Raw genomic sequence first — 22,780 nt, forward strand, 5'->3', positions numbered from 1 at the left:
GGCATGTGTCTGGGGATACCGGGCCGGATCATCGAGATCTGGGACGACCGTGGTACGCGGATGGCGATCGTCGATTTCGGCGGCGTCACCAAGACGGTGTGCCTCGCCTACCTGCCCGACGCGACCGTCGGGCAGTACACGATCATCCATGCCGGCTTCGGGCTGATCAGGCTGGACGAGGCCGCGGCGCGGGAGACCCTCGCGATGTTCCGGGACCTGGGGCTGCTCGAGGAGGAGCTGGGATCGCGCGCGGCGGAACCGGGCATGACCGGGCCGGGCCGGTGAGGTACCTGGCGGAGTTCCGCGACCCGGCGTTGGCCCGCCGGCTGCTGGATGCGATCATCGCCACCGCGACCCGGCGCTGGGCGATCATGGAGGTCTGCGGCGGCCAGACCCACTCGATCATCCGCAACGGAATCGATCAGCTCCTCACGGACCAGGTCGAGTTCATCCACGGCCCCGGCTGCCCAGTGTGCGTCACGCCGCTGGAGACGATCGACCGGGCGCTGGCGATCGCCGCCCGCCCCGAGGTGATCTTCTGCTCGTTCGGGGACATGCTGCGGGTCCCCGGCAGCGGCATGGACCTGTTCATGGTCCGGGCGCGTGGCGGGGACGTCCGGGTGGTCTACTCGCCGCTCGACGCGGTCCGCCTCGCCGAGGAGAACCCGGACCGCCAGGTCGTGTTCTTCGGAGTGGGCTTCGAGACCACCGCCCCAGCCAACGCGATGGCCGTGGTGACGGCCCGGCGCCGTGGAATCGACAACTTCTCCGTACTTGTCAGCCACGTGCTGGTGCCGCCGGCGATGACCGCGGTCCTCTCCTCGCCGGCGAACCGGGTGGCGGCGTTCCTGGCAGCCGGCCACGTGTGCACGGTGATGGGCACCTTCCAGTACGAGCCATTGGTGGCGACCTACCGGGTACCGATCGTCGTCACCGGTTTCGAGCCGCTCGACCTGCTCGACGGGGTGCGYCACGCCGTCGAGCAGCTCGAGGCGGGGCGGGCAGAACTCGCGAACGCCTACCCGCGGGCGGTGCGGCCGGCGGGCAACCCGGCGGCCCGGGAAATCCTCGCCGAGGTTTTCACGGTGTGTGACCGGGCCTGGCGGGGAATCGGGACAATCCCGGACTCGGGTTGGCGGCTGTCCGCGGCGTACCGGGACTTCGACGCCGAGGTCCGCTTCGACGTCGAGGGCCTCACGGTGGCCGAACCGGCCGAATGCCGCAGCGGCGAGGTGTTGCAGGGCCTGGTCAAACCGCCGCAGTGCCCGGCGTTCGGAACCTCCTGCACGCCACGCACCCCGCTCGGCGCGACGATGGTCTCGGCGGAGGGGGCATGCGCCGCCTACTTCCAGTTCCGGCGACTGACTCCGGCGGGCAGCCGTGGCTGACCCCGTCGACCCGACCRGTTGGACCTGCCCACTTCCGCTGCGTGACCATCACCAGGTGGTACTGGGGCACGGCGGCGGCGGCGTACTGTCGAGCGAGCTGATCGAGCATCTGTTCCTGCCCGCGTTCGGGACCACCGACACGGCGCGGGCACCGGCGGACTCGGCGGTCCTGGATGTCGCGGGCGCCCGGCTCGCGTTCTCCACCGACTCGTACGTGGTGCGCCCGCTGTTCTTCCCCGGTGGCTCCATCGGCGAGCTCGCGGTCCACGGCACCATCAACGACCTGGCCTGTGCCRGCGCGGTGCCGGTGGCGCTCTCGGCCGGGTTCATCCTCGAGGAGGGCCTGGAGCTCGCGGTCCTGGGCCGGGTGGCRCAGGCGATGGGCCGGGCCGCCGCCGCGGCGGGGGTGCGGCTGGCGACCGGGGACACCAAGGTCGTCGAGCGCGGGCTGGCCGACGGTCTGTACGTGAACACCAGCGGCATCGGGCTCGTCCCGGCCGAGGTGGACATCCGCCCCGAACGGGCGAGACCCGGCGACCGGGTCATCGTCTCCGGTCCCGTCGGCGAGCACGGTGTCGCCGTGCTGAGCGTGCGCGACGGGCTGGAGTTCGGCGGCGAGGTCCGCTCCGACACGACGGCGCTGCACGGGCTGGTCGCGGCGGTGCTGGCGGCCGCCCCGGGGGTCCACGCGCTGCGCGACCCGACCCGAGGTGGCCTCGCGACCGCGCTGTGCGAGATCGCCGCCGCGTCCGGGACGGGCATCGAGTTCGCCGAGCGCGCCGTGCCGGTGCCGCCCGCGGTCGAGGCGGCCTGCGGGTTCCTCGGCCTCGACCCGCTGCACGTGGCGAACGAGGGCAAGCTGGTCGCGTTCGTCGCCGACGCCGACGCCGACGCGGCGCTCGCGGCGATGCGGGCGCATCCGGCGGGGCGTGACGCGGCCGTCATCGGCACGGTCACCGCGGAGCATCCGGGCGTGGTTGTCGGGCGCACCGCGTTCGGGGGAACCCGCATCGTCGACCGGCCGCTCGGCGAGCAGCTCCCCCGCATCTGCTGAGTTCGGCGGCGTGGCCGCGCCCACCTTTCCAACGATCGGCGGGCCAGGGCACGTGGTGCGCCGGGAGGCCGAGGCCTCCCGGCGCTAATGCTTACCGAGAGTAGCTTACATAGACCGGAAGGGTGATTCCCTTGACGGAACCTGATCAATTTAGGTTAGCCTAACCTAATATCAGGCTTCCCCGAGGAGGACGTATGCCCCAGCGAACAGCCTTGCCCGTACTGGCCGTCTCCCTGCTGCTCGGTCTCACCGCCTGCTCCGACGATTCGACGACCGACGCCACGACGGCTTCCCCGGGACACCCGGTAAGCAGCTCGACCACCTTCTCCGTCGCGGTACCGGAGGGCGTGTTCAAGCAGTACACGACGCTCGCCAAGGAGATCCGGTCCGAAGGAGGCGAGGTCCAGAGCGGACCGTGGAAAATCGGCTACATCGTCGAGGCCGCGGAACCCTGGTACGAGGGCAAAGGCGGGCAGCAGATACTCCGCAAGCCCGCCGCCGACGAGACGCACCACATTGAGATCATCCCCGTGGAGGCGGCCACGGGMCGGATCGTGCCGAACGTACCAATCACGCTCGCGGTCATCGACGGCAAGGGCACGGTTGCGGAGGAGAAGACACTCAACTTCTACTACGCCGAATTCTTCCACTACGCGAACAACTTCTCGATCCCGCGGGACGGCAGCTACACGTTGCGCGCAACAATCGGGGTACCGACCTTCTTCCGGCACGGCGAGGAAGGCCACACGCCGGCGTTGGCCAGCGGCACGACTGCCACCTTCACCAACGTCACGCTCAGGCACTAGTCATGCGTGATCACGGAGATAAGGTCCCCGAGCGGCTCGTTTCCCTGCCCGCGGACCCGCGGCCTGTCCCGGTCCTGGTCATCGCCCAGCCCTCCCCGCCTGCCAGCGGGGTTCTGCCACGATGGGCCGTTTTCCTCGCCACCGGAACAGCGCTCGTCGTCGGGTGGGCGGCCGCCGTCTGGACCGCCGCCCACCTCACCGCCGACCCGACCCTGCACACCGCCGCCCTGTTCGTGCATCTCGCCGCGCTCGTGGGCGGGTTCGGCGCGGTCCTCGCCATCGACTTCTTCGCCCTGTCATGGCTGTTCGGTCGGCGCAGCTTCCCGGACGTCATCCGGGTGGCCAGCGGCCTGCACGTGATGATCTGGGCTGGTCTGGCGGGGCTCGTGCTCAGCRGCATCCTGCTGCATCCGGACCTGTCCAGGCGACTGACCCAGGTGAAGATCGGACTGGTGCTCCTCATCGCCCTCAACGGCCTGCACATCTGGGCGATCCAGYACCGGCTGGAGCAGTCCGCCACCGTTCCGTCCCGGGCGCTCCTGGCCCGATCGATAATCAGTAACCTGCTCTCCCAGGCCGGATGGTGGGGTGCGATGGTCATCGGCTATCTCGCCAGTCAGGACTGAACCAGAGTCAGGACTAACAGTCAGGACTGACCGGTCGTCGCAGCCGCCGACACCATCTCCGTCGCCGTCGTGGGGCTGCTGCTCGCTGTCGCCGGCACCGCGCGGATGCTGCCCGTTCGTTCCGATCGGCCGTGGGGAAGGGCGACTCGCGGACCGCTGCCCTGCCGCCATTGGTAGGGCACCGGACAGGACTATCGGCCGTGTGGGAGCCGCCCTGGCCATTCGATGATGACCATGAGCGGCGCGACACGAGCGCCGCCGTGCGAGTGGGGATGGGATGGCGACGCTGCCGGTGGGGCACGCGGGACGCGGGGTCGTCGCTGATCTTCTTCTACCCAAGGTGGGTACTATGCGTGAATACTGCAACTGTCAGTCACTGCCGGCGATCGCGACCCTGATCGGGGAACATGACCAGGTCACCGATCTCATCGCCGACACGCACGAGGCATATCGACAGGGTGATGTCGGGGCAATGGTGACACTCTGTGAGCAGATGTCGGCGGTTCTCCAGCCGCATACGGTGGTGGAGGAGAAGGGTCTGTTCCCYGCGATGGCACTCGAGTTCCCCGAACAGATCGCGATCCTGCAGAGCGAGCACCGCCGGATCGAGGCTGTGCTCGCCGGGGCGAYCGACGGCACCGCCCGGGTCGATCCCGCTTGGCCGACACGGGTCATCGAGGCGATGAGCCTGCTGCGCAGGCACATCGCGAAGGAACAGGACGGCGTGTTCCACGCCGCCGTCTCGATTCTCAGCAACGAACAATGGAACCGTCTCGGCGAGATCCRCCAGGCGCTGAAGCTCGTAAGCTCCTGAAAMCTCGTACGATGACCGACTCCCTCCCCGGAACGGCCGGCTCCAGGCATCGGATCAGCCTTCGGGCATCGGCCGTTGCGGCGGGGTCGGGCCGGGATCGCTCCCGGGCACGCCGGTACGGGACGTGGCGGTACCGAATGTGGCGGTACCGGACGTCGCTGCACCGGACATGGCGATACCAGATATGGCTCTACCGGACGTCGCTGCACCGGACCCGCCGGACGCATCTCCGGTGAACACGAGAAGGCTGAGATCCCGACGGTTGGCGTCCTGCGCCGGGCACCTTCCGGCCGGGCCAGACAGGGGCCGGTACGGCCAGTTCGCATCGACGGTGGCCGGGGCCGGTCGCCCGCCGGGCCCGCGGGCACCCACGTACAGCCGCTCAGGACGAGGACGCGGGACGCCCCGAAGATGGTGGCTCCGCGACAGGTCGTGGCCGGGTTGCTGGAATGGCGGCAGGCGGGCGGGATTCGCGTCCCGCGCGAGCACAGGCGTGTGACATCTCACACTGACTTTCGCCATCATGACCATCGGGCGACCATGTGACAAATCGCATCGAGGTCGTGGACGGTTCCCATCGGCGACCCGGGGCCGCCGCGTAGCGGCGGAGAGGAGTCACATGGTTGCGACGGAAACCTGGTCCATCAGCGAGCTGATCAATACCGTTCGTTACCCTCTCACCGAACCTTCGAGCCACGCCTGGCGGGACGTCGTCTCGTGGGCCCGGGAGGAACTGCGCACTCGCGGATGCTGTGTCCTCCCGGAATTCGTCCGGCCCTCCGCATTCACCGCGGTCGCGCAGGAGTGCGCCACCGTCGCTCCGCTCGCGTATGACGAGGTCGAGACGGTCAACGCCTACAACATCGCGGTCGACCCGTCGTTGCCGGCCGATCATCCGGGCCGGTTCACGATGCGGCGGGGGAATGCCTTCGTCGCCCGCGACCAGATTCCCACCGAATTCGCCGTCCACCGCCTCTACACCAGCGAGCTCTTCCAGCATTTCATCGCCGGCTGCTTCGACCTGCCGAGAGTCCACGAACTCGCCGACCCGCTGGCCGGGCTGTGCCTCAACATCATCGCCCCCGGGCTGGAGCACCCCTGGCACTTCGACACGAACGAATTCGCGGTGAGCCTGCTCACGCAGGCGCCGCGGGCCGGGGGCGACTTCGAGTACTGCCCGAACATCAGGTCCGCGCAGGCGGAGAACTTCGCCGACGTGCGGGCCGTGCTGGCGGGCGAGGGCGGCCATCTGGTCCGGCGTCTCGCCCTCCGACCGGGTGATCTCCAGCTTTTCCTGGGCCGCTATTCGATGCACCGGGTGAGCCCGGTCGAGGGCGACACGGCCCGGCATTCCGCAATCTTCGCCTACACCGGGCACCCCGGGGTCGTCGGCAGTGTCGCGCGCACGAAGCAGCTCTTCGGCCGGGTCCTTCCGCGGCACCTGGCGGCGGAGAAGAGCGCGGTCCGCGTCGACCAGCTGCTGGACTAGCTGGACCAGAACTCGGTCGGCGAGCTGCTTCAGCACCGGCCTGTCTGCCCCGACCGCCCGTCACAAGGAGCGCCAGACGCGTGTATTCCGACGACAGCAGATATTCTGCCGAGACCACCGACTCCGACGGAACCACGAATTCCTCCGAGGCCGCGTACCCCACCGGGACGAGGCGGTTCGACGACAGCGGGAAGATCTCGCTCGACCACATCTACACGCAGCCCGACCCGCACGCCTACTTCAGTACCCTGCGGAAACTCGACTATCGTATCCCGCAGCTCGCCAAACCGTACTTCAGCCAGCTCATCCGGGAATTCCGGATGGTCCGGGGACGACCGCCGACGGTCTTGGACGTGGGCTGCTCCTACGGGATCAACGCCGCGCTGCTCCGCTGTGACGTGACGTTTGACGACCTGCACGAGCGCTACGCACCGCCCGGAACCCGGCCGACCCGGGACGTGCTGCTCGCCCGTGACCGCGAACTCGTCCGGTCCCGCGACGGGCTGGAGACGAGCCGGTTCCTCGGTCTGGACAGCTCGGGGCCGGCCATCTCCTATGCGTCCGCGGCTGGGTTCCTCGATGACGCCGTGCACGCCAACCTGGAGGACCGGGACCCGACCGACGCCGAACGGGAGCGGCTCGTCGGAACGGACATCGTCGTCTCGACGGGCTGCCTCGGGTACGTCACCGAGCGGACCATCGCCCGGGTGGCCCGCGCGGCCGGTGAGCGCAGGCCGTGGATGGCCCACTTCGTGCTGCGGATGTTCCCGTTCGAACCGGTCGAGGCGACGCTCGCGGGGCTCGGGTATGAGACCGTGCACGTCAACGGCGTTTTCCGGCAGCGGCGCTTCGCCTCCGCCGAGGAGCAGTCGCTCGTGCTCGACACGCTGTCCACCGTCGGCGTCGATCCACGGGGGCTGGAGGCCGAGGGCTGGCTGTACGCCCAGCTGCACATCTCTCGGCCGCGCGGGGTGACCAGTCCCTCGACCGCTCATCCCGCCTCCGGCCGGCGACCGGCGGCGACATCCACCCGGCCGGTTCCGCCAGGCTGACGGGCGACCGGTGCCGGCGGCGTCCCCCGCGCGGCCGGTAGGTCGAGGGCGCCCCGGCCATCATGCGAGTCGGATGAACCGTACGAGCCGAATGTCCGATGGAACGCCCGCCACCCGTGGAATCTCGGCGACCATGGACCCAACGCAGCCTGTGGCGTTCACCATGACCGTGTCCCCGAGACGAGTTCCCCGAGACAACCCGAGGCCCAGCATGAATGCGATCAGTAGCTCCCAGCGATCCACCGGAACCTTCGCGAACGACGATCTGCTGCCCCGGGTGCCATTGCCCACGCTGGCGGAGAGCTGCGAACGTTTCCTTGCCTGGTCCGCGCCGCTGCTGACCCCGGCCGAGCAGGCGACGACCGAGGCAGCCGTCGCGGCCTTCCAGGCACCGGGCGGCCCCGGCCCCACCCTGCACGCGGCGCTGGAGCGCTACGACGCCACCGAGGGCGTACACAGCTGGCTGGACGGCTTCTGGGACTCCCGCTACCTCGGCCGGCGCGACCGCATCGCGCTCAACGCGAACTACATCTTCCTGTTCAAGGACGCCGAGGGTCTGTCCGCCGAGCAGCCGCAGGTGGAGCGGGCCGCYGGGCTCGTGGCGGCAGCCGTCGACTACAAGCTGCGCCTCGACGACGAGCGGGTCGAGCCGATCGTCCAGCGCGGCCAGACGCTGTCGATGGCGCAGAACACGTTCCTGTTCTCCACGACCCGGATCCCGGGAACGGTCCAGGACACCGTGCGCACCCCGTACAGCGAGCAGTGGCCCGGGCCGTCCCAGGCCCGCCACATCGTCGTCTTCCACCGGGGAAACATCGTCCGGCTGGACGTCGTCGGGCCGGACGGTCACCCGTACACCCTGGACGACCTCGCGGCGGGCCTGCGCGCCGTGGTGAAGGCCGCCGCGTCGCGGATTCCGGCGGACGCYGCCGTCGGCCAGCTCACCACCAAGGCCCGGGCTGACTGGGCCGCGAGCCRCCAGACGCTGCTCGCTCTGGACCCCGCCAACGCGGCCGCGCTCGACACGATCGAGACCGCGCTGTTCGCCCTGTGCCTGGAAGACTTCACCCCCAAGGACAACCTGGCCGCGTGTGACCACCTGCTCCACRGCGACAGCGCCAACCGGTGGTTCGACAAGGCGGTGTCACTGATCGTTTTCGCCGACGGCCGGGCGGGCATCAACGTCGAGCACTGCGGGCTGGACGGGACGACGATCCTCAGCTTCGTCGACGACCTGCTGGGTACCTCGCCCGCGGAGCACTCGGCGAGCTCTGGCGCCCGGCCCCAGGGGCTACCCGTCATCGAGCCCGTCGAGTTCGTCCTCGACGCCAGCCTGCGGGCGGATGTGGCCGCCGCCGGCGCGTCGTTCGCGGAGTTCGCCGCGGCGACCGCCTCAACGGTGTTGTCCTTCACCGACTTCGGGCAAAACCGGGCCAAGKCACTGAAGACGTCACCGGACGCATTCGTGCAGCTCGCCTACCAGCTGGCGCACAGCCGGGCCAAGGGGCACATCGGCGCCACCTACGAATCGATCGCCACCCGGCACTGGCGGCGCGGCCGCACGGAAGCGATGCGGGTCGTCACCCCGGAGATCCAGCGGTTCGTGACCGTACTCAACGACCCGGACACCGACACCGCCACCCGCCGGACCGCGTTCCGCGCCGCCGCCGACGCGCACGTGCGGCGCGCGAAGGACTGCCAGGCCGGGCGGGCCCCCGAGCAGCACCTGTGGGAGCTGCAGTTCATCGCCCGCAGCCAAGGCGAGCGGCTGGGGGTGACCGAGCCGATCGCGCTCTACGAGGCCCCGGGCTGGCTCAAGGCGCGCGACGACTACCTGAGCACCAGCTCCGCGCCGTCCACCAACGTCGAGTTCTTCGGCTTCGGGTCTACCAGCAGCCAGTGCATCGGCATCGCCTACGTGCTGCTGCCGGACCGGTTCAACCTCTACCTGAGCACGCCGCGTGCGGTCGCGGACGGGATGTACGCGTTCGCCGACCAGCTCCAGCAGGTCGTCACCGAGCTGCAGGACCTGCTCGCCACCGATGAGACGGGCGACGGGCCATTCAAGGCGGGCTATTCCAGGTAATTGATGATGCGGCCCACGCCCCGCTCCTGCCTTGTCCAGGCCTCCGCGAGCGCGGCCACCGGCATCAGGGATGCCCTGATCCGGCCGGCAGCCGGTGTCCCGGAAGCGGATCGGATGGCRCACCCCACCTCACTGGATCCGCCACCGAGTACCGCCCTGCCGGGGGTGACCGACGTAACAAGGGGATCGGGCCGAGGCCCGACTGCTAAACTTACGGACCATCAGCCTGGATGCGGAAGATTGCGGACGTAGGCGAGCGAACCGTCTACGGGGCAGGCACATGCCGGAGAATCGCGATCTCATCGCCCGTTTCATGCCCCCGCGATCCGCTCTGGCCAACCACCGTTGTCGGGTCCGCTCGGACCAGATCCACCCGAGCGGCCCTAGCCGAGCGTTCCGATCCCATCGGGCTACCATCCTGCTAGCACCCTGGCCGACTGGCGCCCTGGTCAGAAGCGACGCGGTGGGCTCGATCGTCGTCCGCCGCGGAAGCGGCGGCGTCGCTCGCCCGGCCGGCACGGGGAGCCGGGGTCGGACCGATGCGGCACGGAGAGGACGGACGGCGGTGGATCAATGAGTTCGGCCACCGACCCCCGGCAAAAGACGATCATCAGGACTCTCCGCGATCCCTCCACCGTCCGAGTACCACCCGGCGGAGGGCCGGGTGGGCTCCGGTGACCGGCCCGGACACATCCGCGCCGGCCACGGCCCAGCAGCACGAGTCACCACGCCCCCGGACGGAACCCGTGCCGGAGGTCACCGCCGCCCTGTCGCCGCGACCGGAACAGTTCGACCGGGAGCGGACCCAGGTCATCCGCGGCCTGCGCGGCCGCCGGATCCCGGCCGTGGAAGCCTTCGGGACGGCACTGGACGGGCCGACCCCCGAGGGGCTACTCCCCCTGTGGGGTCCCGCGACCGGCGAATGGCTCATCCCRCCGATCGGCCGCGGCGAGATCCACCGGGGGCGCGAGGCACCGGCAGTCCCGGATTGTGGGGAACCGGTCGACTACGGGCTGACCATCCTGGACGACGGCGGTCCGGCCGGTGGTCGCCACCATGACGAGCGACCGACCCGGGGTTCCAGCCGCTCGCGGGCCATCTGGACACTCGTCGACCAGGTGCTCTCCAGCGGGACGAACGCCGTGATGTCCTTCGTCATCGCCCACAGCGTCAGCAAGTCCGAGTTCGGGGCCTTCGCCGTCGCCTTCGCGATCTTCTCATTGATGATCGGGTTCTCGAAGGCTGTCGGCACCGCTCCGCTGGGGATGAAGTTCTCCGACGTGCCGCCGCGGGTGTTTCGGGTGGCCGGCGCGGCGGGGACCGGCACCGCCCTCGTGATCGGGCTGGTCTGCGGGGTCGTGACGCTTGCCGTCGGTGCGGCGATGGGCGGCTCGGTCGGCGCCTCGCTGGTCGCGATGGGACTGGTCTTTCCCACGCTGCTGCTCCAGGACGCCTGGCGGCAGGTCTTCTTCGCCGAGGGTCGCCCGGCCGCCGCCGCCGCCAACGACGGGATCTGGGCGATCGTCCAGTTCGCCGCCATCTACGCGCTGATCGTCCGCGACGTCTCCACCTCGTGGGCGATGCTGCTGGCCTGGGGTGGCGCCGCCGCGGTCGCCGCCATGCTGGGCGTCACGCAGGCCGGCTTCAAGCCGGYGCCGAGCCTCGTGCGCCAGTGGGTCGTCGAACACCGCGATGTCAACGGGTACATGAGCGCCGAGTACCTCACCGTCCAAGGCGCCCAGCAGGCATCCACTCTGCTGCTCGGTACGCTGGGCGCGATCGACCTGGTCGGCGCGCTGCGCGGGGTGCAGACTCTGCTCGGACCGACGACCATTCTCGCGGTCGGGATCGTGAGCTGGGCCATCCCCGAGTTCTCCCGCCGCAAGGACCTCTCGGCCGCAGCCCGGGTCCGCGCCGCCTACGCCCTGTCCGCGGTGATCGTCGCGGCCGGCGCCGCCTGGGGGACGATCTTTCTCGTCCTGCCGACGAGCATCGGGCACTCGCTGCTCGGCCAGACCTGGGAGCAGACCCACGACCTGCTGGCGCTGTCCATCGTGCAGCAGGCGGGCCCCGCGGCGACGGTCGGGCCGGCCTGCATGCTCTACGCGCTCGGCAAGGCCAAGCTCACCTTCCGCGCGAATGCGGTGCTCGCCCCCCAGCTTGTCGTCTATCCGATCGTCGGTCTGGAGATCGGCGGCGGCACCGGCGCGGTCTKCGGTTACATACTTGCCTTCTGGGTGACCGTCCCCATCTGGTTCATCCTCGTCCGCCGGGCCGMACGGGAGGTGGAACGGGACACGGCGATCGCCCTTTCCGGCGAGCCGGCCGGACCGGCCGTACAGGGCCGAGTTCCGGAGCACCCGACCGGGACCGGCAATGATCAATGATAATGATGTTTCACAGTAACGTACGAGCTGTGTGCAATATGTTCGGCCGACCGCGTCGAGGCGGTGTCCGAGGCGTCGAGGCCACCACGATGAGCGCTGCCGGGCCAGGGCCGGTAGGGGGGTTGCGATGATTCTGCGTATTCTTTATCGGTCGGTCGGTTCGGAGAACACGAAGAACCGACCGACCTTCTACAGCAAGATGCTTGCGTTGGCCTCTCTCCTCCGGKCCGTCGAGAACGTCGACATCCCGGTACGGATCGTCTTCGTCAATGACGGCCCTATGCCGGCRGAGCGTCTTGCCGTGATGACGTCCGCCGGCGAGGTGCAGTCGGTGCAGTGCGGCAGCAATCGCGCGTCCTACCGGTACGTGCTGCGGATGCCGCGGGTCCGGCGCTGGTCGCCGGACGATCTGGTCTGGCTCGCCGAAGATGACTATTTGTACACGGAAAAATCGCTTTCCAGTCTCGTCGCGGCAGCGACCGCGCTCCCCGCGGTCGATTACTTCACCCTTTACAGCACGCTGCGATTCTCCTCAACCACCACCCGCCGCCGGCCAATGATCCACCGGGACGGCGGCAGCCACTCCCACGCGCCGGTGGTCGACGGCGTGACCTGGGCCAGGGCCGCCACCACGACCAGCACGTTCGGTCTGCGGGTCGGCACCCTGCTCGAGGACGAACTGCTGCTGCGCTCGATCCCGTTCGTCGGCGGCGCCTTCGACCGCGCGACCTGTCTCACTCTGCAGGGTTTCCAGCCCTTCCGGCTGGCCGAGCTGAGCGGGGAACCGCCTGCGTTCGCCCCGCMACCCCCCGCCGCGCGGATCGCTCGTCGGGTGGTGCTGAGCGGGCTGCGCACGACACTCAACGCCGTCGCCTTGGCGCGGCCCGAACGGCTGCGCCGCACGATGCTGGTGCCGGAGCCCTCCATGGCCACGCACATGGAGCTGGGTGAGGCGCTCGTTCCCGGTCACGACTGGGCGGTCGAGGCCGAGGCCGTGCAGGCCTGGCTACAGGCTCGGCGGCCCGSCCCGGTGGAGACGCCGCTGCTCGGCGCCATTGCCACGGCTTCGGGTACGCAGCGATCCTCCACCATGCACGGACCCTCCACCATGCACAGACCCTCCGTCGCGTGAGACCGCGACCGGCACCGCGAGGGTGGGGGTCTGCCGGCCGCCGCACCGTCCGCRCCGCCCGGACGAGGAACAGACGTGCCGCCCATCCGCTCCCGCTGCCGCTGCTCCTCCTGCTGGTCATCGGCCTGGTCGCCGGCGGGCTCAGCTCCTGCTCGAACAAACCCAAGCCGCCCCAGCCCGGCGGCGTGCGCTGGGTCTCCGGCGCCAACGGCAACTACCCTGCGGACGTCAACCTCTGGTCGGTCTTCACCGGCCGCAAGGTGGACCTGGCCGTCGTCTTCACGGATCGGCAGGACTGGACCAACCTGGTCTCGGCCGGCTGGCCGACGCAGGCCTTCACCCGGGACAAGTTCCCCGGCGGCCTGTCGGTCGCCCAGCCGATGTTTCCCAAAGACGGCGACGAGGCCACCTGCGCGACTGGCGCCTACGACAACTACTGGCGGCAGTTCGGCACCACGCTGACGACGTTCGGCCGCGGCGACGCCTTCGTCCGGCTCGGCTGGGAGTTCAACGGTGACTGGTTCTGGTGGTATCCACGCGACGTCGAGACCTGGAAGACCTGCTACCGCCGCACGGTCCTGGCGATCCGGTCGACCGCGCCGCACGTGCGGATCGACTGGAACATGACCGCGCACCGGGATCACCTGCCGGTAAGCGGTCAGGACATCTGGGATGCCTATCCCGGTGACGACTACGTCGACGTGGTCAGCATCGACTCCTACGACTCCTACCCCGCGTCCGTCAGTAAGACGATCTGGGACCGGCAATGTCATCTGCGGTCCGGTCTGTGCACGGTGATCGCCTTCGCCCGCGCCCACGGCAAGAAGTTCGCCGTTCCGGAGTGGGGTCTGGTGCGCACGACCGGCGGCGGTGGCGACAACCCCTACTACATCCAGAAGATGTACGAGACCTTCACCGCGAACGCCGACGCCCTGGCCTACGAGGCGTACTTCAACAACGCCGAGGAGGGGAACGTGGAGTCCTCGCTRTACAGGCCGGTACTGAACCCGAACGCGGCGGAACGCTATCTGGCGCTGTTCGGCGACCGCTGACCGCGCTCGCCTACTCCTGCCGCGAAGCCGGCGGGCACCGTCGGCTTCGGCGTGCCCGGCCGGCGATAGCGGCAGGCCGGGCACGGGAGAACCATCAGGCCAGGGTGGCCTCGAGGTCCTTGCGGATCTCCTCGGGGGTGACAGTCGGCTCGTACCGGCGGACCACTTTTCCGTCCGGGTCGACAAGGAACTTGGTGAAGTTCCACTTGATCTCGTCGGTGCCGATCGCTTCCGGCCGGGTCTTCTTGATGTGCTCGTAGAGGAAACCGGCATCGGGCCCGAAGTCACCGGGCGCCTCGGAACGCAGGTGGGTGTACAGCGGGGCCGCGTCGGGTCCGTTCACCTCGATCTTCCCCAGGACCGGGAAGGTGACGTCGAACTTCGTGGCGCAGAACTCCTGGATCTCGGCATCGGTGCCCGGCTCCTGCCCGCCGAACTGGTTACACGGGAAGCCGAGGATCTCCAGGCCGCGGCCGTGCAGATCCCGGTACAGGGACTCCAGCCCCTCGTACTGCGGCGTCAGACCRCATTTGCTGGCAACGTTGACAATCAGCAACGTCTGGCCGGCGTAGTCGCCGAGCGAGCGGGAGGTTCCGTCCGCGGCATCGACGGTGAAGTCATGGACAGTCATGGACACCTGACTCTCGATGAGGGCGAGCTGGGACTTCGCGGCCGGTCTCCGGCCGCCGAGCGACTTCGACGCTATCCCCCAGAAGTTTTTATGTCATCGAGTTGGTTGCATAACCCGTCAGCGAGGCGAACCGGTGCCTCACGACCGGGATCGACACCGGGATGGCTGGCGCCCCCCGGTCGGGACCGGTCAGGGCCGACCTGGGTGTCTGCGATGCTCATGGGATCCGGAACGGATACTCACGGGTCCCGCGACGGCCCCCAAGACGACGAACAGGAACGTCAGAGATGACCATCGAACCCGAACTGTTGAAGATCCTCGCCTGCCCGGTCGACAAGGGACCGCTGGAGCTCGTCGACGGCTGGCTGGTCAACCCGCGTCTCGGCCATCGCTACGAGATCCGCGACGACGTTCCGATCCTGCTCAGGCCGGATCACGTCGACCCGGCCGTGGCACGCTCCTCGTCCTGATCCGGCCCAGGACCTCCCTCTGCCCGGGCTGAGCTTCTACCCGGGACTGGGCTTCCGCCGGGTCTGGGACGGGCAGGGGAAAGGATCGGAAATCGGTCGGGGCCCGGGGAGAAGATCCCCGGGCCCCGACCGTCGGTGACGGGAGTCGGCTACTCCCGACCGAACTGCTCACGCAGCCGACGCAGCGCCTCTTCATCGATCGCCGAGGAAGGCTGCTCGGACTGGGAGGTGTAGGAGGAGGGGGCCGCCGCGGCGGCATCGGCCTCCTGCGCGGCCCGGATCTGGACCTGGTGCGCCTCGAAGCGGGCCTGGGCCTCGGCGTACTGCCGCTCCCATTCCGCCTGCTGCTCCTCGTAACCTTCGAGCCATTCCCCGGTCTCGGGGTCGAAGCCTTCGGGGTAGACKTAGTTACCCTGCTCGTCGTACTTGGCTTCCATGCCGTACTGGCTCGGGTCGAACGCCTCGCCGTCGACAGCCAGCCCTGTCGCCTCGTTCGCCTGCTTGAGCGACAGGCTGATGCGGCGGCGGTCGAGGTCGATGTCGATGACCTTCACCAGGATCTCGTCACCGACGTTCACGACCTGCTCGGGGATCTCCACGTGCCGCTCGGCCAGCTCGGAGATGTGGACCAGACCCTCGATGCCCTCGTCCACCCGGACGAACGCACCGAACGGCACCAGCTTCGTGACCCGGCCTGGAACGACCTGACCGATCGCGTGGGTCCGGGCGAACTGACGCCACGGGTCCTCCTGCGTCGCCTTCAGCGACAGCGAGACCCGCTCGCGGTCCAAGTCGACATCGAGGACCTCGACGGTAACCTCCTGGCCGACCTCGACCACCTCGGACGGGTGGTCGATGTGCTTCCAGGACAGCTCGGAGACGTGCACGAGGCCGTCCACACCACCGAGGTCCACGAAGGCGCCGAAGTTGACGATGGAGCTGACCACGCCCTTGCGGATCTGGCCCTTGGCCAGCTGGGCGAGGAACTCGGAACGGACTTCGCTCTGGGTCTGTTCGAGCCAGGCCCGCCGCGAGAGCACAACGTTGTTGCGGTTCTTGTCCAGCTCGATAATCTTGGCTTCGAGCTCGCGGCCCACGTAGGGCTGCAGATCGCGGACCCGGCGCATCTCCACAAGCGAAGCCGGCAGGAAGCCACGCAGGCCGATGTCGAGGATGAGACCACCCTTGACGACCTCGATCACGGTGCCGGTGACGACACCGTCCTCGTCCTTGAGCTTCTCGATCGTGCCCCAGGCGCGCTCGTACTGCGCACGCTTCTTGGACAGGATCAGGCGGCCTTCCTTGTCCTCCTTCTGGAGGACAAGGGCCTCGACGTGGTCGCCCACACTGACGACCTCGTGCGGGTCGACGTCGTGCTTGATCGACAGTTCCCGGGACGGGATCACGCCCTCGGTCTTGTAGCCGATGTCGAGYAGCACCTCGTCGCGGTCGACCTTGACGATGATGCCGTCRACGATGTCGCCATCGTTGAAGAACTTGATCGTCTTGTCGACGGCYGCAAGGAAGTCTTCGGCCGAGCCGATGTCGTTGACCGCTACCTGTGGTGTGGTCGGRCTGGGCGAGATGGTCACGGTCTCCACGGGTCGTACGTCGGTGGTGCTCGTCAAGGGGTCGGCTCCGGCTAGGGGTGGTCGTCCGCGCGAGGGCCGGATCGAACCGCCGGGACCGAGGGACAGAAACAACGCCAAAAACGAAGAAACTGTCAGAAACGATAACGACGCTCGAGTGGATCCGCTCGGTCTGAGACCCACAGACCCTCGTGCACGCCCCCAAGTCTAGGGACGGGTGTCCAGGGTGGTCAACGGGCGCCCGTACCAAGACGTGCGCCGTCCGCCATCACTCTCACTCTGCGCAGACACATGACGTCCATATGTAGTTTTTGGTGGCGGCGTGGCACCGCGGTAGGCGGGACAACGCCGTCCCACGGATCGTCGCGGCACACGGGTGGGAACGTGTGCGGACGGGACACGACAGGGACTGACGGCGCAGATCGGTTGAAAAGTGGATAAATGGGTGAGTTCGTGGCGTCCGATTCCCGACACCTGCCGACGGCCTGGCCTCGCGGCGCCCGACGCCCGGTCATTTTCGGGTCAGCGCCGGCTCGCCGATCCCCCGCGCTCGGGCCCCCCGCGCTCGGGCCCCCCGCGCTCGGCCGGCTGTGCCCCAGGCCCACCGGGCTGCGGCGCGGGCTGCGGCCCGAGCCATTCCAGACCGTCGAACTCGACCCGGGGCTGCTTCCACCCGGCGCGCGACGCCCGTCCATCMGGCACGCCGGGCAGGTCGGGATCGAGAGACCGGACCGGAGGGGACGGGTCTCGCGCGTCCCGGTCCGTCATGTTCCGTGGTGACATGAGGCCTGACGCGAGTGGCACCGTCGGGCTATCGACGGGCTTTCCGATCACCTCGACCTCGCCCGGCGATCCGCCGGCCCCGCTCACGAGGCCGCCCTCCCCGCCCCTCGCCGCCCCTTCGAAGCGCCTCGCCACCCATCTGTCGGCCCGCCGGGCCCACTCCCGGGAGAGGGTGATGCAGGGACGCTCGATCAAAAAGTGCGTCACGGTGGAGACCCCGACGGTCAGGGTGAGGACCACCAGGAGAAACGGCGGGTAGGGGATCTTCCACAGCCGCCAGCCGCTGTGCTCCAGCACCAGGTCGATGACGGCCGAGTGCCACAGATAGATGCCGTACGAGATCGCTCCGAGGAAGGCCAGCGGACGGCTGGCCAGCAGCGGCCGCACCCAGCCGCGGTCGCCGTGGCCGAACACCGCCGGGAGCAGCAGGAAGAAGCCGAACAACCCGTAGCCCAGGTGCTTGCCCATGTCCTGGCTCCGCGTGGCTTCGAAGATCGGCACGAGCGGCAGGYCGAGATGCCTGCTCGACACCCAGTAGAAGAACGCGGCGATGCCCCAGCACACCGTGCCCGAGYCGGGCAGCTCCGCCCAGCGCGGCGACCTGCCCTGCCGGGAGTACCAGGCCGAGAGCACGGCGAGCAGCATKCCCATGGCGAACAGGTCCCACCAGACCGGCAGCCAGACGTTCCAGCCGTTCATCCAGGTCTGCGTGGACGGAATCACCAGGTAGTGAACGATCTTGGCGGCGACGAACGTAACCGCGAGCGCGGCGAGTTCCACGCGCAACTGGGCGGCGGGCGGACGGTCCCGCCGCCGCAGCAGCCACGCGTACACCGGTATCGCCAGGTAGAACGCCGCCTCGACGTCCAGGGTCCAGGCCTGGGTGAGGCCCTGGATCGCCCAGTGCTCCTGATAACCCTGGACGAAGAACGCCGTCTGGAGCAGACCGGCCAAGCCGTGCACGCCGACCCGCTTGCTGCTGACCACGGTCAGCGTGACGGCGAGCGCCACCCAGTACAGCGGGACGATCCGCATGAACCGCCGGACCAGGTAGCCGGCGGCGTCCGAGCCGCGGATGCCGGCGAACCGGGCGGCGACGAACGGACGGTAGAGCASGAACCCCGAGATCAGGAAGAAGACCGCGACACCGATCTCACCCCGGGCGGTGTAGGGGCCCAGCCGGCTGCTGGTGGTGAAACCAGCGGGAAACGCGGTGTGCACGACGACCACGAGGACCGCTGCGATCGCGCGCAGGCCGTCGAAGCCGTCGAAGACGACCTTGGGTGGACGGACCGGCGCGGGAGTGCGCGGTTCGGGGATGGAAGCGGTGCCGGCCGGGCCGGCGGCTGCGCCGGAATCGGCTGCGGCCGTGAGGGAAAGGGCGGGTCCATTCACCGACCGAGCGCCCGGAGATCAGCGAGGTCCGGCACCCAGGCAACGTACCAGTCCGGTGTGCGCGACCACGTCGACACCCCGAGCGAACCCACCCTTTCTACCCGGCCGGACGGTCTACCCGGCCAGCCAGTCCGCGCACAGAAGCCCGCCAGCGGATCCGCACCCAGGGGCCCCGGCCGGCCGGTCCGCGAACCTACCGCGGCACCCGAGCCACTACACGACGCCCGAGCCACCGCGCGGCGGCCGTGATCGCGACGGCGGCGAGCAGCACGATCGCGGGCTCCGCGGCGGCCCGGAACCGGGTCGTCCCGTAGATCGCGACCGAGGCGAGGCTCAGGGCGATCGGCACGGCGAGCAGTGGCAGCAGCACGACCCGGCGGCGGCGCAGCACCACGACCCCGGCGAGCGCCGCGATCTCCAACGGCCACAGCGTGACCATCCCGACCTGGCTGAGGAGCAGGGGGCGCCGCTCGATGGTGTCCAGCCGGGCCTGCTGCCAGGGCCGGTAGACCCCCCACGTCCGACCGAGCCGCGCCGCGGCCACCCGGGGCAGGCTGCGCTCGTTGTGTTTGATGTAGTCGTACGCGGCCCGGCGGTAGAACACATCCCGTTCGGAGCGTTCCTGGGGCGAGGGTGGCAACGCCAGGATGCAGTCAAACGACCACCAGCCGACGTACCGGCCGGAGTAGCTGGCCGGGCAGTGGGTGACCGCCAGGGTGGAGCCGAGCCCGGTGGACAGGTACTCCGGCTCACTGAACCGGGACAGGTTGTAGATGGTCCAGGGCGCGATCGTGAGCGCACTCACCGCCGCCGCGACGGCCACCAGGGCGATCCGGCGCCGCCAGGCGAGTTCACGGGCCGTGGCGACGAGTGGCACCACCAGCACCACGGCGAGCAGCGCCAGTTCCGCTCGCGCGAGCATCACCGCAGCGAGGGCCGCTCCGAGCCAGGCGGCGTCGGCGACTGTCCGCMGGTCTCGGAACCGGTAGGCGGCAAGGATGATCCACGCGCAGGTGAGGATCCCGGTCGTCTCCGACATCAACAGCGGGTCGTTGAGCCACATGCCCGGATAGACAGCGGCGATCCCGGCCGCCACCAGTCCGGTCACGGGGCCGGCGATCCGCCGCCCGGCGAGGGCGACAAGCACGATCGACAGCACGCCGAGCAGACATGAGAACAGCTGGTGGGACAGGAAGCTGGTGAATCCGAGCACCGATGGCACGGCCAGCAGCCCGCTGGTCAGTGGGGGGTGCTGGGCGTCGGGGACGTAGCGGCCGGACAGGGCGAGTTCGTAGGGATCGGGCCAGCCCCGGCCGGCTGCGAAGAGGTTCGCCGCCTCGTGGTAGTAGTACGGGTCCCCCTCCACGACCGCCGGATGCAGCCAGTGGAACAGGTAGAACAGGCGGACGGCGAGACCGAGCAGCCCGATCGCGGCCAGCCACAGGTGCCAGCGCACGGGCCGCGCCCGCCCCAGCATCGCGGAGAACCCCGACATCACGGGGAATCGAGACGTGGGTTGGCCCGTGGACACCGCCGGCGCCGGGGCCACCATCCGGGGGAGCCCCGCCGTGGTCTCAGACACGCGCGGAAGGTACCAATGTCCCGATAACGGCTCGACACCGCGTCCGCCGCGACAGCGGCGAGCACACCGCGCGTACGTCCTTCCACGCCGCTGCGATTAGCCTTGCCTGTCGTATGTCCTGGCGAGGTCGCAGCCGACGCAACCCCCGGCGACGAGGAGGGAACGAGGCTGACCAGCAACGACGCCGACACCTTCCCGCTCGCCTCCGGTGGGCGCCACCGCCGGGTGGCACCCGGACCGGAGCCCACCGACACCGTCCCGATCAATACCCGCCTGGGCGGGACTCGCCCGGCGCCCGGGGCCACCCGGCCGCCGRCCGGACCTCCCTACCGGTCTCCCGGGACGGTGACGGCACCCGGGGCGAGAGCCCGGGCCGGCACCCGGCCGCGGACCGGCACGCGCGAGGCGACGGGGCCGCTGCGGGTCGAGGAGGATCTCGACGCCACCGGACCCGTGCTCGCGCCGCTCGGGCACTCCCCCGCGCTCGACGGCCTGCGCGCGCTCGCGGTCACGGCCGTCATCGCATATCACGCCGGCGTCTCGTGGATGCCCGGCGGCCTGCTCGGCGTCGACACCTTCTTCGTCCTCTCCGGGTTCCTCATCACCGGCCTGCTGATCGCCGAGTACCGCTACAACCGGCGCATCGACCTTCGCGCCTTCTGGATCCGCCGGTCCCGCCGCCTGATGCCGGCGCTGCTGCTGCTGCTGCTCGGGGTGGCGGCCTACGCCCGCTGGATCGCCTCCCCCGGCGACGTGGGAACCCTGCGGCTGGACGCGCTCTCCACGCTGCTCTATGTCGCAAACTGGCGTTTCGCGCTGTCCGACCAGAGCTACTTCGACCACTTCTCGGCTCCGTCACCTCTGCTGCACACCTGGTCACTGTCCGTTGAGGAGCAGTTCTACGTCCTGTGGYCGCTGATCGTCTACCTGCTGATGCGGCACAGCGCGAAGACCGTGGACCGCTGGCGCCGGCAGCGCCAGAAGGCCCAGTCGCTCGCGCTCACGGTCGCGGTCCTCGGCGCCGAGGCGTCCGCGTTGGTGGGCCTCGCCCTGCTCGTGGTCGGGACGAACCCCTCCCGGATCTACTACGGCACCGACAGCCGCGCCCAGGCCCTGCTGGTCGGGGCCGCCCTCGCCGTCTGGCGGGCCCAGCGGACGACCCCGATCTCCGCCCGGGCCCGGTCGGTCATGTCGGTCGTCGGCTGTGTCGCCACGGCTGCGATGATCCTCCTCTGGACAACGGTGGGTGGGGAGAGCCGCGGACTCTACGCCGGCGGCTTCCTCGGGGTTGCGATCATCGTGATGCTGCTGGTCGCCTCGCTCGTGGAAGCGCCCCGAGGCCCGGTGGCGAGGGTGCTGGCCACCGCCCCGCTGACCTTCGTCGGCCGCATCTCGTAYGGCCTGTACCTGTGGCACTGGCCGATCTTCCTCACGCTGACGGCGACCCGCACCGGGACGAACGGCGTGGTCCTGCTGGGGCTCCGCCTCGCCGCCACGCTGGCGATCACACTGGCCTCGTTCCACCTCGTGGAGAACCCGATCCGGCGGGGCAAAGTACGCTTCCCCGTCCCGCGGGTGACGGTGCCCGCCGCCCTGGGCGGGGTGCTCGCGGTGATCCTGCTGGCGACCGCCGGGACGTCGGCGTCGGTGCGCACTCCCGCGGACCTGGAGGCGTTGGCGCGGCGGGCGGCGACCTCCCCACAACCGGCCGTCGCCGTCAAGGCCGGCGGGAACCCCCCGATCAAGGTCCTGCTCGGCGGCGACTCGGTGGCTCTCACCCTGGGGTTCAGCGACTTCTCCTCGATGGCCGCCCAGCAGGGTATGGAGATCCACGACTTCTCCAAGCTGGGGTGTGGCGTCGCACGGGGGATGCAGCGGYGCATCCTCGGCAGCGCCGGTCCCACCACCGACGGATGCGACCAGTGGCCGCAACKGTTCGCCCAACGGGTGAACGAGGTCAACCCCGCGCTCGCGATCCTGCTGGTCGGTCGCTGGGAGGTCACCGACCAGATGCGGGACGGCCGGTGGACGCACATCGGCGATCCGGGGTTCGACGCCTACCTCGGCCGGGAACTCGACCTCGCCATCGACACGCTCGGCGCCAAGGGTGCCAAGGTGGTGCTCCTGACGACCCCGGTGTTCAAGCCGACCGAGGCGCCGAACGGCGGCATCTACCCGGAGACGAAGGCCGAACGGGTGGTGCGGTTCAACGCGCTGCTGCGGGCCGCGGCGGCTCGCCATCCCGGCGTCACCGTGATCGACATCACGTCAATTCTCACTCCGGGTGACAAGTACGTCGACGAACTGGACGGTGTCYGGCTACGCGACGACGACGGTGTGCACATCTCCAATGGCGGTGCCCGACGGATCGGTGTCGCGATCATTCCCCAGCTTCTCCGGATCGCCCGGGGAGCAGCGGCCGCCGCACCCGCGCCGACCACGCC

General features: G+C 69.6%; 18 protein-coding genes. 14 read left to right on the top strand and 4 right to left on the bottom strand.

Annotated features, from left to right (window positions below; genetic code table 11):
* Positions 1-3 precede the first annotated feature (3 nt).
* From Manayef4_RS15435 to Manayef4_RS15490, 12 genes are all read left to right on the top strand, one after another.
* Positions 4-285, top strand: coding sequence for a HypC/HybG/HupF family hydrogenase formation chaperone (locus tag Manayef4_RS15435; protein ID WP_011435521.1), 282 nt, complete (start codon positions 4-6; stop codon positions 283-285).
* The gene (gene hypD / locus Manayef4_RS15440; RefSeq protein ID WP_011435520.1) at positions 282-1,388 is read left to right on the top strand and encodes a hydrogenase formation protein HypD; all 1,107 of its coding nucleotides are present in this window, start codon (positions 282-284) and stop codon (positions 1,386-1,388) included. Before Manayef4_RS15435 ends, hypD begins: the two co-directional genes overlap by 4 nt.
* Positions 1,381-2,442, top strand: coding sequence for a hydrogenase expression/formation protein HypE (hypE, locus tag Manayef4_RS15445; protein ID WP_070132046.1), 1,062 nt, complete (start codon positions 1,381-1,383; stop codon positions 2,440-2,442). Before hypD ends, hypE begins: the two co-directional genes overlap by 8 nt.
* Positions 2,443-2,636: 194 nt before the next feature.
* Positions 2,637-3,248 carry a hypothetical protein gene (locus Manayef4_RS15450; RefSeq protein WP_011435518.1) on the top strand — a complete coding sequence of 204 codons (612 nt, stop codon included), beginning with the start codon at positions 2,637-2,639 and terminating at the stop codon, positions 3,246-3,248.
* 2 nt (positions 3,249-3,250) lie between these two features.
* Positions 3,251-3,874 (top strand): hypothetical protein, encoded by a 624-nt coding sequence (locus tag Manayef4_RS15455; RefSeq protein ID WP_070132047.1) that lies wholly within the window; start codon positions 3,251-3,253, stop codon positions 3,872-3,874.
* A 349-nt stretch (positions 3,875-4,223) separates the two neighbouring features.
* Positions 4,224-4,688: a hemerythrin domain-containing protein gene (locus Manayef4_RS15460; protein WP_070132048.1), complete on the top strand. Its 465-nt coding sequence runs from the start codon at positions 4,224-4,226 to the stop codon at positions 4,686-4,688.
* A gap of 619 nt (positions 4,689-5,307) precedes the next feature.
* Positions 5,308-6,177, top strand: a complete 870-nt coding sequence (locus Manayef4_RS15465; protein ID WP_011435515.1) for a hypothetical protein — start codon at positions 5,308-5,310, stop codon at positions 6,175-6,177.
* Positions 6,178-6,371: 194 nt separating this feature from the next.
* A complete protein-coding gene (locus Manayef4_RS15470) occupies positions 6,372-7,229 on the top strand; it encodes a methyltransferase type 12 (RefSeq protein ID WP_108913794.1) in 858 nt (285 codons plus the stop codon).
* Between the two features lie 211 nt (positions 7,230-7,440).
* Positions 7,441-9,315 carry a choline/carnitine O-acyltransferase gene (locus Manayef4_RS15475; protein WP_070132049.1) on the top strand — a complete coding sequence of 625 codons (1,875 nt, stop codon included), beginning with the start codon at positions 7,441-7,443 and terminating at the stop codon, positions 9,313-9,315.
* A 746-nt stretch (positions 9,316-10,061) separates the two neighbouring features.
* Positions 10,062-11,702 carry a hypothetical protein gene (locus tag Manayef4_RS15480; protein ID WP_175443401.1) on the top strand — a complete coding sequence of 547 codons (1,641 nt, stop codon included), beginning with the start codon at positions 10,062-10,064 and terminating at the stop codon, positions 11,700-11,702.
* A 127-nt stretch (positions 11,703-11,829) separates the two neighbouring features.
* Positions 11,830-12,834: a hypothetical protein gene (locus Manayef4_RS15485; RefSeq protein ID WP_070132050.1), complete on the top strand. Its 1,005-nt coding sequence runs from the start codon at positions 11,830-11,832 to the stop codon at positions 12,832-12,834.
* A complete protein-coding gene (locus tag Manayef4_RS15490) occupies positions 12,831-13,886 on the top strand; it encodes a glycosyl hydrolase (protein ID WP_070132051.1) in 1,056 nt (351 codons plus the stop codon). The genes Manayef4_RS15485 and Manayef4_RS15490 overlap by 4 nt, the downstream gene beginning before the upstream one ends.
* A 94-nt stretch (positions 13,887-13,980) precedes the next feature.
* On the opposite strand, the gene Manayef4_RS15495 is transcribed toward Manayef4_RS15490, so the two are convergent.
* On the bottom strand, positions 13,981-14,517 hold the full coding sequence (locus Manayef4_RS15495) for a glutathione peroxidase (RefSeq protein WP_011435509.1): 537 nt from the start codon (positions 14,515-14,517) through the stop codon (positions 13,981-13,983).
* 287 nt (positions 14,518-14,804) lie between these two features.
* Between Manayef4_RS15495 and Manayef4_RS15500 the strand changes: the two genes are divergently transcribed.
* A complete protein-coding gene (locus Manayef4_RS15500) occupies positions 14,805-14,987 on the top strand; it encodes a Trm112 family protein (RefSeq protein WP_011435508.1) in 183 nt (60 codons plus the stop codon).
* A gap of 149 nt (positions 14,988-15,136) precedes the next feature.
* Here the strand turns inward: Manayef4_RS15500 and rpsA are convergent, their stop codons facing one another.
* The 3 genes from rpsA to Manayef4_RS15515 form a co-directional block, all read right to left on the bottom strand.
* Entirely contained in the window at positions 15,137-16,615 is a 1,479-nt protein-coding gene (gene rpsA / locus Manayef4_RS15505; protein ID WP_070132052.1) for a 30S ribosomal protein S1, read from the bottom strand.
* Positions 16,616-17,098: 483 nt separating this feature from the next.
* Entirely contained in the window at positions 17,099-18,754 is a 1,656-nt protein-coding gene (locus Manayef4_RS15510) for an acyltransferase (RefSeq protein ID WP_070132053.1), read from the bottom strand.
* Positions 18,755-18,947: 193 nt separating this feature from the next.
* On the bottom strand, positions 18,948-20,249 hold the full coding sequence (locus tag Manayef4_RS15515; protein ID WP_070132054.1) for a glycosyltransferase family 39 protein: 1,302 nt from the start codon (positions 20,247-20,249) through the stop codon (positions 18,948-18,950).
* Between the two features lie 189 nt (positions 20,250-20,438).
* Between Manayef4_RS15515 and Manayef4_RS15520 the strand changes: the two genes are divergently transcribed.
* Positions 20,439-22,780, top strand: a 2,342-nt coding sequence (locus Manayef4_RS15520; RefSeq protein ID WP_305773817.1) for an acyltransferase family protein, incomplete at its 3' end; no start/stop codon positions are given.

This window comes from Frankia sp. CgMI4 (assembly GCF_001756285.1).
Taxonomy (GTDB): domain Bacteria; phylum Actinomycetota; class Actinomycetes; order Frankiales; family Frankiaceae; genus Frankia; species Frankia casuarinae.

Excerpts from the sequence above, each read along its gene's own strand:
- Manayef4_RS15435 (WP_011435521.1), top strand. The coding sequence starts at position 4 with ATGTGTCTGGGGATACCGGGCCGGATCATCGAGATCTGGGACGACCGT.
- Manayef4_RS15465 (WP_011435515.1), top strand. The coding sequence starts at position 5,308 with ATGGTTGCGACGGAAACCTGGTCCATCAGCGAGCTGATCAATACCGTT.
- Manayef4_RS15500 (WP_011435508.1), top strand. The coding sequence starts at position 14,805 with ATGACCATCGAACCCGAACTGTTGAAGATCCTCGCCTGCCCGGTCGAC.